Annotated in this window: 11 protein-coding genes; 10 read left to right on the forward strand and 1 reads right to left on the reverse strand. The window is 71.3% G+C overall.

Annotation, left to right across the window (positions count from 1 at the left end):
• The first annotated feature begins 126 nt into the window (after positions 1-126).
• The 7 genes from ACZ5U5_RS04210 to ACZ5U5_RS04240 all read left to right on the forward strand — a co-directional run bounded on the left by ACZ5U5_RS04210 (position 127) and on the right by ACZ5U5_RS04240 (position 9218).
• A complete protein-coding gene (locus ACZ5U5_RS04210) occupies positions 127-1419 on the forward strand; it encodes an ABC transporter substrate-binding protein (RefSeq protein ID WP_469015962.1) in 1293 nt (430 codons plus the stop codon).
• Between the two features lie 37 nt (positions 1420-1456).
• On the forward strand, positions 1457-2389 hold the full coding sequence (locus tag ACZ5U5_RS04215) for a carbohydrate ABC transporter permease (RefSeq protein WP_469015965.1): 933 nt from the start codon (positions 1457-1459) through the stop codon (positions 2387-2389).
• A 32-nt stretch (positions 2390-2421) separates the two neighbouring features.
• On the forward strand, positions 2422-3249 hold the full coding sequence (locus ACZ5U5_RS04220; RefSeq protein WP_469015968.1) for a carbohydrate ABC transporter permease: 828 nt from the start codon (positions 2422-2424) through the stop codon (positions 3247-3249).
• A complete protein-coding gene (locus tag ACZ5U5_RS04225) occupies positions 3246-4295 on the forward strand; it encodes a LacI family DNA-binding transcriptional regulator (protein ID WP_469015971.1) in 1050 nt (349 codons plus the stop codon). Before ACZ5U5_RS04220 ends, ACZ5U5_RS04225 begins: the two co-directional genes overlap by 4 nt.
• Positions 4296-4348: 53 nt before the next feature.
• Positions 4349-6283, forward strand: a complete 1935-nt coding sequence (locus ACZ5U5_RS04230) for a cellulase family glycosylhydrolase (protein WP_469015973.1) — start codon at positions 4349-4351, stop codon at positions 6281-6283.
• Positions 6280-8586 (forward strand): glycoside hydrolase family 3 N-terminal domain-containing protein, encoded by a 2307-nt coding sequence (locus ACZ5U5_RS04235; RefSeq protein WP_469015976.1) that lies wholly within the window; start codon positions 6280-6282, stop codon positions 8584-8586. Before ACZ5U5_RS04230 ends, ACZ5U5_RS04235 begins: the two co-directional genes overlap by 4 nt.
• Positions 8587-8699: 113 nt before the next feature.
• Positions 8700-9218, forward strand: a complete 519-nt coding sequence (locus ACZ5U5_RS04240) for a methylated-DNA--[protein]-cysteine S-methyltransferase (RefSeq protein WP_469015979.1) — start codon at positions 8700-8702, stop codon at positions 9216-9218.
• Positions 9219-9241: 23 nt separating this feature from the next.
• On the opposite strand, the gene ACZ5U5_RS04245 is transcribed toward ACZ5U5_RS04240, so the two are convergent.
• Positions 9242-10012 (reverse strand): IclR family transcriptional regulator, encoded by a 771-nt coding sequence (locus tag ACZ5U5_RS04245; RefSeq protein ID WP_469015982.1) that lies wholly within the window; start codon positions 10010-10012, stop codon positions 9242-9244.
• 253 nt (positions 10013-10265) lie between these two features.
• Here ACZ5U5_RS04245 and ACZ5U5_RS04250 point away from each other — a divergent pair, with 253 nt between their 5' ends.
• From ACZ5U5_RS04250 to ACZ5U5_RS04260, 3 genes are all read left to right on the forward strand, one after another.
• Entirely contained in the window at positions 10266-11426 is a 1161-nt protein-coding gene (locus ACZ5U5_RS04250) for a mandelate racemase/muconate lactonizing enzyme family protein (protein ID WP_469015984.1), read from the forward strand.
• Complete coding sequence (locus tag ACZ5U5_RS04255; protein WP_469015987.1) at positions 11423-12442, forward strand: zinc-dependent alcohol dehydrogenase; 1020 nt, start codon at positions 11423-11425, stop codon at positions 12440-12442. Before ACZ5U5_RS04250 ends, ACZ5U5_RS04255 begins: the two co-directional genes overlap by 4 nt.
• Positions 12443-12548: 106 nt before the next feature.
• On the forward strand, positions 12549-13517 hold the full coding sequence (locus tag ACZ5U5_RS04260; RefSeq protein WP_469015989.1) for a hypothetical protein: 969 nt from the start codon (positions 12549-12551) through the stop codon (positions 13515-13517).
• Position 13518 lies beyond the last annotated feature (1 nt).

Consider the following 13518-nt stretch of genomic DNA (forward strand, 5'->3'; position numbering starts at 1 on the left):
GCCGGAAGATTCATCGTGCGCAACAGGGGATTGACCATTCAACGAAGCGCTCCTACGCTCCTCGCACCCCCGCAGGTATATCGATTAACCCCTGGTTGTCATCGCCCTGGTTGGAGTCATCCCGCTGTGCGCTCAACGATGAGTCGGCGCGGCTTCCTCGCCGCAGGTTCAGGCCTGGCCGCCGCCACCACCCTGCCCGCCCTCGCCGGCTGTTCCACGCTCGCGTCGGCGGATTCCGATCCCGACACGCTCGTGGTGCACAGCCAGCTCGGCACCACCGCGCCGGGCTCGCCCACGTACCTGTCCGCCCTGAACACCTTCCGGGACGAGAATCCGGGCCTGAAGGTGAAGAACCTGGTCAACGGCGACGATCTCGCGCAGGTCTACGAGACCTCTCGGCTCGCCCGCAAGGAGCCGGACGTCGTCATGGTGAACCTCTACGACAAGACGCTGGCCTGGACCGATGTCGGGGCCACCGTCGACGTCAAGGGGTACATGGACGACTGGGGGCTGCGAAAGCGCGTCCTGCCGGTCGCCCTCGACGCCTGGACCGACGGCAAGGGACGGCTGCGTGCCTTCCCGTACTTCGCCACCAACTGGCCGGTCGCCTACAACACCGCACTGCTCGACAAGGCCGGTGTCGACGCGATCCCCACCACCGGCGACCAGCTGATCGCCGCGGCCCGCAGGCTCCGCGCCAAGGGCATCGCACCGGTGACCGTGGGCGGCAACGACTGGACGGGGCAGAAGCTCCTCGCCCAGATCATCCAGACCTTCCTCTCCCCCGACGAGGCGCAAAAGGTGTTCACGAGCGGCGACTTCAGCGCCAGCCGTGGCGCCCGCGACGGCATCGAGTACTTCACCGCCCTGCGCGACGCGGGCGTCTTCGCCGACAAGGCGCAGGGCCTGACCTCCGACACGATGACGACGCAGTTCAACACCGAGGCCGCCGCCATCGAGTCCGCGATGTCGTCGGCGCTCGCCAAGGTCCCGGAGAAGGTCGCCCGGCACACCGAGGTCGGCGGCTGGCCGCTCGCGCCGGACGCCGCGCACGAGAAGCCGACGATTCTGCGCACGTACACCCTGATCGGTTTCTGGATCAGCCCGAACGGCACGAAGAAGCTGGACGCGGTCGAGAAGTTCCTGCGCTTCATGTACCGCCCCGACACCGTCGCGCGCTTCATCAAGGAGTCGGGCCGCGACATGGCGCTGCGCTCCGACACCCTCAGCACGGACTTCCCGCTGGTCGCCGCGGCGCAGAAGCTCGGCACGGACGTCAGCCAGGCCCTGCTGCCCGACATCTACGTCCCGCCTGCCGCGACGCAGCCGCTGATCACCGCGACCAGTACGGCGTTCACCCGCGGCACGAGCCCCGCCAAGGTGCGCTCCGTGCTCGAAGCCGCGTACCGCACCGCATGAGCCGCCCGCCCGAGCAGCCTTCTGGGAGTCACCCGAGATGACGACAACGATGTCGACGCCGGGCGGGACCGAGGTCCGCCCCGCACCTTCCGAGCCACCTGTCCGCAAGCGCCGCCAAGAGAGCGGCACGATCCTCGCCGTCCCCGCCCTGGTCTGGTACCTGGTGTTCATGGTCGGCCCGATGATCGCGATCTTCGTGATCGCGGCCCTGCACTGGCCGGGCATGCTCCAGCCCGTCTCGTTCGCCGGGTTCGACAACGTCCGTACGGTCTTCGACGACCCGGTGTTCTGGGACGCCGTGCGCAATACGGCGGTCCAGCTCGCCGTCGCACTGCCGATCATGATCGTGTGCGCGTACATGCTGGGCTATTACGTGGCGCAGAAGCCGCCGGGCCACCGCGTCCTGCGCTACCTCCTCTTCATCCCCGGCCTGATCTCCACCCCGGCCAAGGCGATGGTGTTCTACGCGGCGCTCTCCCCCGACGGCCTGGTCAACGGCGCGCTGAAGTCCGTGGGCCTCGGCTCGGTCACCGACGCCTGGCTCGCCTCGCCGTCGACGGCGCTCGCCTGTCTGATCGTGCTCGACGTCTGGGGCGGCATCGGCTTCACCGCCGTCCTGTTCGCCGCCCGGCTCGGCAGTGTGCCCGAGGAGCTGGGTGAGGCGGCGCAGCTGGACGGCGCCGGGCACTGGCGGACGATGTGGCGCGTGCACTTCCCGGTCATCCGCGAGTACGTGGGCGTGGTGACGATGCTCCAGTTCCTCTGGACGTTCTTCGGGTCGGCCCAGCACGTCCTGCTCCTTACCCAGGGCGGTCCCGGCAGTTCGTCGACGACGCTGTCGTTCCTCGTCTACCAGAAGGCGTTCATCGCGGCTGACCTCGGCTACAGCCAGACCGTCGGCGTGATCCTCTTCCTGGTCGGCCTCGTCGGCCTGCTCACCATCCGCCGCGCTTTCCGCCAGAACTACTGACGCCGCCAGACCCCTGATTGGAGCCGGTCACCTTGAAGCACGGAAAGTCCTGGCTGCCCGCGCACATCCTGGCCTGGGCGTACGCGGCACTGCTCGTCGTCCCCCTCTACTACCTGCTCGCCTCCGCCTTCAAGACGAACGAGCAGATCTTCGCAAGACCCTTCTCCCTGCCCACCTCGCTGTCCTTCGGCAACTTCGGCACGGCCTTCGAGAGCGCCGACCTGGGGCTCGCGGTCGTCAACTCGGCCCTGGTGACGGTCTTTTCGCTCGCGCTGACGCTGGCGCTCGCGATTCCGGCGGCGTTCGCGATCGCCCGTGCGACGGGCCCGCTCGGCGCCTTCGTGGAGAAGGTCTTCTCCCTCGGCTTCCTCATCCCGACGTTCGCCGCGCTCTTCCCCACGTTCCTGCTCGCGGCGGCGACCGGTCTGTTCCACACCCGCATGTTCATGGTGCTCTTCCTGCCCGCCACCGCGATGCCGCTGTCCGTCGTCATCCTGGTGCAGTTCATGCGGACCATCCCCAAGGAGATGGAGGAGGCGGCACGGATGGACGGCGCGTCGACATTCGCGGTCCTTCGGCACGTCTACACCCCGATGTGCCTGCCCGGCATCGCGACGGTGCTGCTCCTGAACTTCCTGACGTTCTGGAACGAGTACCTGTACTCGCTCGTCATCGTCGGCCCCGACCCGTCCCAGCGCACCGTGCAGGTCGCCCTGCCCACGCTGAAGTCCCTGACGGGCACGGATTACGGGGTGCTGACCGCCGGTACGGTACTGACTCTCGTACCGGTATGGGCCGTCTACACGGTGCTGCAGAAGCGGATGCAGCAGGCCCTCGTCAGTGGGGCGGTGAAGATGTGAACGGGTCGATCACGTCGGGCAGGGACAGCGGCGGGCGTCCGACGATCAAGGCGGTCGCCGCGGCGGCCGGGGTCTCCACGGCCGCCGTCTCGCAGGCCTTCAACGCCAAGGGCCGCATCTCCGAGGCGACCCGGCGCCGCATCCTGGACGCCGCCGCCGAGCTCGGCTGGTCGCCCAGCGCCACGGCCACGGCGCTGCGCAGCGCGCGGACCCGCACGCTCGCCCTCGTCGTGCGCCGCCCCACCGACGTGCTCGGCGCCGACCCGCACTTCAGCGAGCTGATCACCGGTCTTGAGGGTGAACTGGCGCCGCGCGGCTACGGCTTGCTCCTTCACCTGGTCACGGACGTGGCCGAGGAGAGCGCGCTGTACGAGCGCCTGGCCGCAGAGGGCCGCGTGGACGGCGCCGTCCTGACCGACGCCCGCGCCGACGATCCGCGGCCGCCGCTGCTGCGCGGCCTGGGGCTGCCCGCCGTGCTGCTCGGCGCGCCCCACCCGGACGCGCCCGTGCCCACCGTGGGCCTGGGCAACCAGGGCGCCGGCATACACGAGGCCGTCGACCACCTCATGGCACTCGGCCACCGGCGCATCGCCTATGTGTCGGGGCCCGGCGAACTGCTGCACACCGGGCTGCGCCGGTCGGTCTTCGAAGAGACCTTGCTGCTCAAGGGAGTTGAGCCCGCCGCCGTACTGAGCACCGACTTCTCCGAGGCGGCGGCGGTCGCCGCGACGGAGGAAATCCTCGGCATGGCGGAGCGCCCCACCGCCGCCATGTACGCCAACGACTCCATGGCGGTGTGCGGCATCGGCGCGGCCCAACGCGCCGGCCTGCGCGTCCCGGACGACCTGTCCGTCGTCGGCTACGACAACCTGCCGATCGGCCGCTGGCTGCACCCGCGTCTGACGACCGTCGACCAGCAGGTGCAGCGGGTCGGCGCCGCCGCAGCGCGCGCACTGCTCGCGCAGTGCGGCGAGGACGTGCCGCCCGTGTCGCTCGACGACCGGCCACGGCTTGTCGTCCGCGAGTCGACGGGCCCCGCCCACTGACCGCCGCTTCTGATCACCTCTCCACCCCCGTACGGAAAGACCTGAGTACCACCATGCGACGCCACAGCGCCCAGCTCACCCATGACTCCGCCGTCCTGCCCTGGATCGGCGCCAACTTCTGGTCCCGTACCGGTGGTCCGCTGATGTGGCGGAACTACGACCCGAAGACGGTCCGCGAGGAACTCTCCGGCTTGCGTGAGCACGGCCTGACGATGACCCGCTCGTTCTTCTACTGGCCGGACTTCCACCCCGAACCGCACCGGATCGACGAGGAGTTGTGCGACCGCTTCCGTGACTTCCTCGACGCGCACACCGAGTCGGGGATGGGCACGGTGCCCACCTTCATCGTCGGGCACATGTCCGGCGAGAACTGGGACCCGGCGTGGCGCGGGGACCGCGACCTGTACGAGGACGTGTGGCTGGTCGGCCGCCAGGCGTGGTTCGTGTCGCAGATGACGCGCCGCTTCAAGGACCACCCGGCCGTCACCGGCTGGCTCATCACCAACGAGATGCCGGGCTACGGCCGCATCTACCAGGTCGACCCGCCGTCGAGCGATGTCGTCACCGCCTGGGCCCAGTTCATGTGTGACGCGGTGCGTGCGGCGGGCGGCACCCAGCCGGTGTCGCTCGGCGACGGCGCGTGGGGCATCGAGGTGACGGGCCGCGACAACGGCTTCTCGCTGCGGGACACGGCCGAGTACGTCGACTTCGTGGGGCCGCACGTCTACCGCTCCGACACGGACCGCGTACGTCAGCACTACCGCGCCGCGTTCGAGTGCGAGCTGGCCGGTGTCACCGAACAGCCGGTGATCCTGGAGGAGTTCGGCCTCTCCACGGACACCGTGTCGGCCGAGAACGCGGGCATCTACTACCGCCAGACGCTCCACAACTCCCTCCTCGGCGGCGCGACCGGCTGGATGGCCTGGAACAACACCGACTACGACGACCTGTGGGACCAGTCGCCGTACGACCACCACCCCTTCGAGATGCACTTCGGCATCACGGACAGCACGGGCACCCCCAAGGCACCGCTCCACGAACTCGCCGCGTTCTCCGCCGTGTTGAAGCAGGTCGACTTCGCCCGCTGCCGTCGCTCGGACGCGGAAGCGGCGCTCGTCGTGCCCGCGTTCCTGGAGCGCGGCTACCCCTACAGCCGCCCTGCCGACCGGCCGCTGATCTTCACGTCCCTGCACCAGGGGTACGTCGCCGCGCGCGGGGCCGATCTCCCGGTGGGCCTCCTGCGCGAGGCGGACGGCCTTCCCGGCGACGCGGCGCTGTATCTCCTGCCGTCCACACGGCAGTTGACCACCCGCACCCGGCGCGAGCTCGAGCGACGGGCCCGGGAGGGCGCCACCGTGTACCTGTCGTTCTGCTCCGGTGAGCACCCAGGGACGCGCGGCCCGTGGTTCGACGACCTGGACGGCCTGTTCGGGGTCGAGCTCCAGCTCACCTACGGGGTGGCCGAGCCCATCGAGGACGATGTGCTCGAGATGACCTTCACCGAGGAGTTCGGGGGTATCGCAGCGGGCGAGACCCTGCGCTTCCCGGTGGCCGGCAACGAGGACAGCCGCGCCTACCTGCCGGTCGTGCCGACGGGGGCGCGCGTCGTGGCGAAGGACGCGCACGGCCGCCCGGCGCTCCTCGTCCACGAGACGGGCCGGGGCCGCACGGTCCTCGCCACCTACCCCCTGGAGCACATGGCCGCGCGCACGGCCCGCGTCAACCCCGAGCAGACACACCGGCTGTACGCGGCCCTGGCCCAACTCGCTGGCGTGCGGCGGCCGGTCACGGTCGACAGCCCTTACATATCGGCGGACGCCCTGGTGCACGAGGACGGGCGGCGCTTCGTGTGGCTGGTCAGCCAGTCGGACGACGAGCTGACGGCGCGTCCCGCGGTGGACGGTTCGCTGCACGACCTGGACACCGGCGAGGCGGTGGAGGAGGTGCGGCTCACCCCGTTCGGCGTGCGCGTCCTCGAACAGCGATGAGCGGGCCGCTGTACCGGAAGGCAGACGCCCCGGTAGCCGACCGAGTGCGCGATCTGCTTTCCCGGATGACGCTCACCGAGAAGGTGGGCCAGGTCAATCAACGCATGTACGGCTGGGACGCCTACGAGCGCACCTCGGGTCCTCGGGGAGGCCACCGCCTGACGGACGCCTTCCGCGCCGAGGTCGCCGCGTTCGACGGGATGGGCGCGCTGTACGGCCTTCAGCGCGCCGACCCCTGGTCGGGAGTGACGTTCGAGGACGGCATCACCGCGGCGGACGCGGCGCGGGTGGCCGACTCGGTGCAGCGGCACGTCATCGCCGGCACGCGGCTCGGCATCCCCGTCCTCCTCGTCGAGGAGGTCCCGCACGGGCACCAGGCCCTGGACGGCACGGTCCTGCCGGTGAATCTCGCGGTGGGCGCGACCTGGGACCCGGAACTGTACGAGGCCGCGGCGGCGGGCGCGGCGGCCGAGCTCCGCGCCCGGGGCGGCCATGTCGCCCTCGTCTCCGCGCTCGACCTGGTCCGGGATCCGCGCTGGGGCCGCGCGGAGGAGTGCTTCGGCGAGGACCCGTATCTGGCGGCGCGCTTCACGGAGGCGCTCGTGCGGGGCATGCAGGGCGGCGGCACCTCGTACGCACCGGACCGGGCGGCGGTCGTGCTCAAGCACTTCGCCGGGCAGGGCGCGACGGTCGGTGGCCGCAACAGCGCGGCCACGGAGCTCGGCCCGCGCGAACTCCACGAGATCCACCTGGTCGCGGCGCGGGCGGGAGCACGCGCCGGGGCGGCCGGCGTGATGGCCGCGTACAACGAGTTCGACGGTCTGCCGTGCGCGGCCAACCGCGAGCTGCTCACCGGCCTGCTGCGCGAGCGCTGGGGGTACACCGGTCTGGTGATGGCCGACGGGTGCGCGCTCGACCGTCTCGTGCGCCTCGTCGGTGACCCGGTCGCCGCGGGCGCGCTCGCTCTGGACGCGGGCACCGACCTGAGCCTGTGGGACGGCTGCTTCCCGCGGCTCGCGGAGGCGGTGGAGCGGGGGCTGGTCTCCGAGGACGCCCTGGACGCTGCGGTCGCCCGCGTCCTGACGCTGAAGTTCCGCCTGGGCCTCTTCGAGCGGCCCTACGTCGGTGCGGAGACCCGTGAGGACGCGCACGCCATGGAGGAGTTGAGCGAGCGCCTGGCCCGGGAGTCCGTCGTCCTCCTCAGCCATGACGGGACGACCCTCCCCCTGGCGGCCGCCCCCTCCCGCATCGCCGTCATCGGCCCCAACGCCGACTCGCTCCCCCAGCAGCTCGGCGACTACACCGCGCCGCAGCGCCCCGGCACCGGCCTCACCGTCCTCGACGGCATCAGGGCGGTGGCTCCGCCGGAGGTCGAGGTGACCTACGCGCGGGGCTGTGAGCTGGTCGGCGACGACCGCGCCGGGGTCGCGGAGGCGGTGGCGCTCGCCGCGGGCGCGGATACGGCCGTGCTGGTGCTCGGCGGGTCGAGCGCGCGGGAGGCCGGCACGCGCTTCGACAGCAACGGGGCGGCCGTCATCGCCTCGGGCGGCCCGGTGGGCATGACGTGCGGCGAAGGGGTCGACCTTGCCGAACTGAGGCTGCCGGGTGGCCAGTCGGCGCTGCTCGATGCCGTGGCCGCCACCGGTACGCCCGTCGTCGTGGTCCTCGTCCAGGGGCGGCCGCATGCCGTGCCGGAGCTGTCCGCGCGGGCCCGTGCCGTGCTCTGCGCCTGGTATCCGGGGCCGTGGGGAGGCCGGGCGGTGGCCGACGTGCTCTTCGGGCGCGCGGAGCCCCTGGGACGGCTTCCGGTCTCCGTGCCGCGCTCGGCCGCGCAGCTGCCGGTGTTCTACAACGCCAAAGATCACGGTTATCGGGGTTATGTCGACCAGCCCGCCACCGCGCTGCACGCCTTCGGCCACGGGCTCTCGTACACGACCGTCGAGTACGGGGAGCCCCGGCTCTCGCGCACGCGGGCCCCGGTCACCGATCCCACGCTCACCTGCACCGTCGCGGTCACGAACACGGGCGCGCGGGCCGTGCGGGAGACCGTGCAGCTCTATGTGCGCCGCCTCTCGGGGTCCTGCTCCTGGCCGCGCGTCCGTGAGCTGCGCGGTTTCGCCCGCGTGGACCTGGCCCCCGGCGAACGGGCCGAGGTCGCCTTCGTCGTCGAGGCGGATACCCTGTTTTCGCTGGACCGCGCCCTGGAGTCCGTCGTGGAGCCGGGCGAGCTCCTCCTTGAGACCGGACCTTCGTCCGACCGCACGAGCGGCGCCCGTCTGACCCTGACTCCCTCACTCGTCTGACCCTGACACCCTCATGAGCGCCACGTCCGAATCCCGCCAGCCGCGCGCTCCCGCACCCCGCAGAATTGGGGACGTCACCGGGGACAGGTCGCCGGGGTAAGAGGGAGCATCTGATGAGCAAGGTCATGACCAAGGCCGTCTACACGACCGTCGAGAGCCCGCTGGGCGAGCTGCTGCTGGTCGGCGAGGAGTCGGCCACCGCGCGCGGCGGCACCGCGCTGACGTCGCTGTCCCTGCCGGGGCAGAAGGGCGGCGTCGTCGTCCAGGACGGGTGGGTGCGCGACGACGAGGCCTTCGCCGTGATCGCCGGGCAGCTGCGCGCGTACTTCGACGGGACGCTGACGCGTTTCGACATCCAGTACGCGAGCGGCGTCGGCACCGACTTCCAGCGGCGGGTCTGGCAGGCCCTCGACACGCTCCCGTACGGCACGACCACCACGTACGGGAAGCTCGCCGAGCAGCTCGGCCTCTCGCGCATGGCGGTCCGCGCGCTGGGCACGGCGATCGGGCGCAACCCGCTGCTCGTCGTCCGCCCCTGCCACCGGGTCATCGGCGCCGACGGCTCGCTGGCCGGGTACGCGGGCGGGCTCGAGGCCAAGCGGCGGCTCCTGGACCTGGAGTCGGGAAGCTAGGGCCGTAGGCTGGGCCGGGTCGCTCAGCGTGCGCCGCGGTGACCCAGGCGCTCCGAGAGGTCGCCCGCGCCCTTGGCGGCGAGCTCGGCCAGTTCCTGTTCGCGCTGCTCGCTCCAGCGGATCATCGGCACGGAGATGGAGAGCGCCGCGACGACGTGACCCGCACCGTCACGGACCGGGGCGGCCACGCAGCTGACGTCCGGGTTCGACTCCCGGTGTTCGGCCGCGACACCGCGCGCCCGGATGTCGGCGAGCGCGGCGAGCAGCGCGTCCGGCTCTGTGATGCTGTTCTGCGTCATGGCCACCAACTCCCGTCCCGCGAGCCGGGATTCGAGCTCCGTCTGCGGCAGTGAGGCGAGCAGCATCTTGCCGACCGACGTGCAGTGGGCGGGCAGCTTGCGGCCCGCGGCGGAGACCATGCGCACGGCGTGCGTGGAGTCCACCTTGGCGATGTAGATGACGTCCGTGTCCTCCAGGACCGCCACGTGGACCGTCTCGTCGCAGGTCTCGGCGACCTCGCGGGCCACCTGCTGGCCCTCGGCGGCGAGGTCGAGCTGCTCGGCGTACCGGCTGCCGAGCTGGTAGGCGCGTACGCCGAGGCGGTAGCGGCCCGTCTGGTCCGGTATCTGGACAAGGTACGAGCGTGCGGCGAGGGTGGTGAGCAGTTCGTGCACGGTGGTCCGCGGCAGCCGGAGCCTGCGGGTGACCTCGGGGGCGGACAGTGTCCCGTCGCCCTCCAGGAACAGTTCCAGTATGTCCAGCGCCCTGGTCACCGCGGGAACGAGTCGTCCCATGGTCGGCCTCCCACCCGTGCGGCCGAAATCGCGTCCACGTCAGGCTTGCAGATGCGTCCGAAACTTCGGTCAACGATCGATATGACGAACACAGGCTAGACACAGCGACGTTCGGTGCGCAACGGCCTGCGGGTCACGGGTCGGCCCAAGACCGTTTCGCGCGACCCATTGACACCCTGCCGCCTGCGTGAATACGGTCACGCCAACATTTCGAACGTGTGACGAAATACCGAACAACCAAGGGGCAACTGCCTTGCGTATTACGGGAATCAGCACGCACGTGGTGGGAACGCCGTGGCGCAATCTCACCTACGTCCAGGTCCACACCGACGAAGGGCTCACCGGCGTCGGCGAGACCCGCATGCTCGGCCACACCGACGCACTGCTCGGCTACCTCCGCGAGGCGGCGGCCAATCACATCGTGGGGTCCGATCCGTTCGCGGTCGAGGACCTCGTGCGCAGGATGAAGTACGGCGACTACGGCCGGGCCGGCGAGATCGTCATGTCGGGCATCGCCTGTGTGGAGATGGCCTGCTGGGACATCAAGGGCAAGGCGCTCGGTGTGCCGGTCTGGCAGCTCCTGGGCGGAAAGGTCACCGACAAGGTCAAGGCGTACGCGAACGGCTGGTACACCACCGAGCGCACTCCGGAGGCCTACCACAAGGCCGCTCAGGCCGTGATGGAGCGCGGTTACCGCGCCCTGAAGATCGACCCGTTCGGGACCGGGCACTTCGAGCTCGACCAGGCGGGGACGTCGTACGCGGTCTCGCTGATCGAGGCGGTGCGGGACGCGATCGGTCCGGACGCCGAGCTGATGCTGGAGATGCACGGCCGGTTCAGCCCGTCCACGGCGGTGCGCCTGGCGCGGGATCTCGCGCCGTTCAAGCCGGCCTGGCTCGAGGAGCCGGTGCCGCCGGAGAACCTCAAGGCCCTGGAGAAGGTCGCCGCCAAGGTGGACATGCCGATCGCCACCGGCGAGCGCATCCACGACCGGATCGAGTTCCGCGAGCTCTTCGAGTCGCAGGCCGCCGACATCATCCAGCCGGACGTCGGCCACATCGGCGGCATCCTGGAGACCCGCAAGCTGGCGGCGACCGCGGAGACGCACTACACGCTGGTCGCCCCGCACAACGTCGGCGGCTCGGTGCTGACGGCGGCATCGCTGCAAGTCGCCGCGTGTACGCCCAACTTCAAGATCCTGGAGCACTTCAACGACTTCGCGGACGCGGAGATCAAGAAGGTCGTCAAGGGCGCTCCCCAGGTCGTCGACGGCTACTTCGAGGTGTCGCACGAACCGGGCCTCGGCGTCGAGCTCGACACGGACGCGGCGGCCGAGTTCCCGCAGCAGCAGGCGCGGTTCGACCTGTGGGCCGAGGGCTGGGAGAAGCGCGCCCCCAAGGCGGCCGGCGCGTGAGCGGCGACTCACGCGCGATCGTCGTCGACCGGCCGGGCACGCACAGGCTCACGGCCGGGGCGCGACCCGAGCCGGGACCCGGCGAGGTCCTGGTCCGGGTGGCGGCGGCGGGGATCTGCATGAGCGACCGCGAGGTGTACGACGGTCACCGGGACCCCGCCTACGTGCGCTATCCGGTGACCCCCGGGCACGAGTGGTCCGGCACCGTCGAGGCCACCGGCGAGGGCGTCGACCCGGCGCTCGTCGGACGGAAGACCGTCGCCGAGGGGTTCCGGGCCTGCGGCACCTGCGAGCGCTGCCGCGAGGGCGAGACGAGCCTTTGCGGCGGCGGGTACGCGGAGACCGGCTTCACCGAGCCCGGCGCCTTCGCCGACCACGTCGTCGTACCCGCCCGGCTGTTGCACCTCCTGCCCGCCGACGCGGACCTGGCCGCCGCGGCCCTGCTCGAACCCGCCGCGGTGATCGCGGGCGCGGTGCGGACGGGGCGGCCGAGGCCCGGCGAGCGGATCGCGGTGGTCGGTGCGGGCACCCTCGGGATGCTGGCGGTGCAGCTCCTTGCCGCGGCGTCGCCCGGCGAGCTCGTCGTGATCGACCCGCGGGCCGAGCGCGGCCGCCAGGCCCTGGACTTCGGGGCGAGCGAGAGCCTGACGCCCGCCGAGGCGGAGGGGTACCACGGCCGTTTCGACCTCGTGGTGGAGACCGCGGGGGCGCCGACCACCGCCGCCTCCTCGTGTCTGCTCGCGCGCAGGGGCGGCCGGGTCGTGCTGACCGGCATGTTCACGCCCGGCGCGGTCGGCATCGATCCGGTGCATCTCTCGCTGAGTCAGCTGGAGGTGCGCAGCGTCTTCGGCGCGCCGTCCTCGGCCTGGTCGGACGCGGTGCGCGCGTTCGGGCTCGGACTGCTCGACCCGGCGCCGCTCATCACGCACGAGTTCCCGCTGGAGCAGTTCGGCGAGGCGGTGGCGCTGGTCGGCGGCGACGACCCGAAGACCGGAAAGGTGCTGCTCCGCCCCTGAGACGTACCCACCGAACCGACCAACGTGCGAAATACCGAACACAGCAGAGTTCACAGCAGCGTTCACAGCGAAGTTCACAGCAGCATTCACCGCGTATGGGAGTCCCGTGACCAGCCCGTCAGCACCCCGCCGCCCCGGCGTCGACGCCCTCGCCCGCATCGGGCACCCCGTACCCGCCGTCGATCCCGCCGACGCGTCCCCGCACACGTTCCCCGACGGCGGCACCTGGCGCACCGAGATCCCCTCCGTGGAGGGGCCCGAGGCGCTGGCCGTCGTCCTCAAGGAGAGCTCGCGGCTCGATGTGCCGATCCACCGGATCAGCCAGGGCAGCGGCATCTGGATGCTCTCCGACGTCGAGATCACCGAGATGGTGGAGGCCTGCGCCGAGCGGGACATCGAACTGTGCCTGTTCACCGGGCCGCGCGGCAGCTGGGACATCGGTGCCGCGACCCGCACCGACTCCGGTGGCGCGGGCCTTCGCTCGCGCGGCCATGACGCGCTCGCCGGATGCGTCGAAGACGCCGTGCGCGCCACCGAGTTGGGCGTGAAGTGCCTGCTCGTCGCCGACGAGGGCGTGCTGTGGACGCTGCACCGGCTGCGGGTGGCCGGTGTGCTGCCCGTCGACACCACGTTCAAGGTGTCGGCCCTCATCGGCCCGGTCAACCCGGCCTCGTACGCGGTCTACGAGCGACTCGGCGCCGACTCGCTCAACGTCCCGTCCGACCTCACCCTGGACCACTTCACGGAGATCCGCCGGACCAGCCGCGCCCCGATGGACCTGTACGTCGAGGCACCCGACGACCTCGGCGGTTACATCCGGATGTACGAGGCCGCCGAGCTGATCCGGCGCGGCGCCCCGCTCTACCTCAAGTTCGGCCTGAGCAAGTCCCCCGGCATCTACCCCTACGGTGCCCACCTGCGTGACCGCACCCTGGACACCGCCCGCGAGCGGGTCCGCCGTGGCCGTCTCGCCCTCGACCTGCTCGCCCGGCACGGCGCGGACGGCGGGATGTCTCCGCTCGGCTCACGCCTGCCCGGCGAGCTCCAGCGCTTCCCCGTCCCGGAAGGGGACTGAT

It is taken from the genome of Streptomyces sp. NPDC033177, from assembly GCF_055577715.1.

Coding starts and splice junctions, on each gene's coding strand:
- ACZ5U5_RS04215 (WP_469015965.1), top strand. CDS start 1,457: ATGACGACAACGATGTCGACGCCGGGCGGGACCGAGGTCCGCCCCGCA.
- ACZ5U5_RS04230 (WP_469015973.1), top strand. CDS start 4,349: ATGCGACGCCACAGCGCCCAGCTCACCCATGACTCCGCCGTCCTGCCC.
- ACZ5U5_RS04235 (WP_469015976.1), top strand. CDS start 6,280: ATGAGCGGGCCGCTGTACCGGAAGGCAGACGCCCCGGTAGCCGACCGA.
- ACZ5U5_RS04240 (WP_469015979.1), top strand. CDS start 8,700: ATGAGCAAGGTCATGACCAAGGCCGTCTACACGACCGTCGAGAGCCCG.
- ACZ5U5_RS04245 (WP_469015982.1), bottom strand. CDS start 10,012: ATGGGACGACTCGTTCCCGCGGTGACCAGGGCGCTGGACATACTGGAA.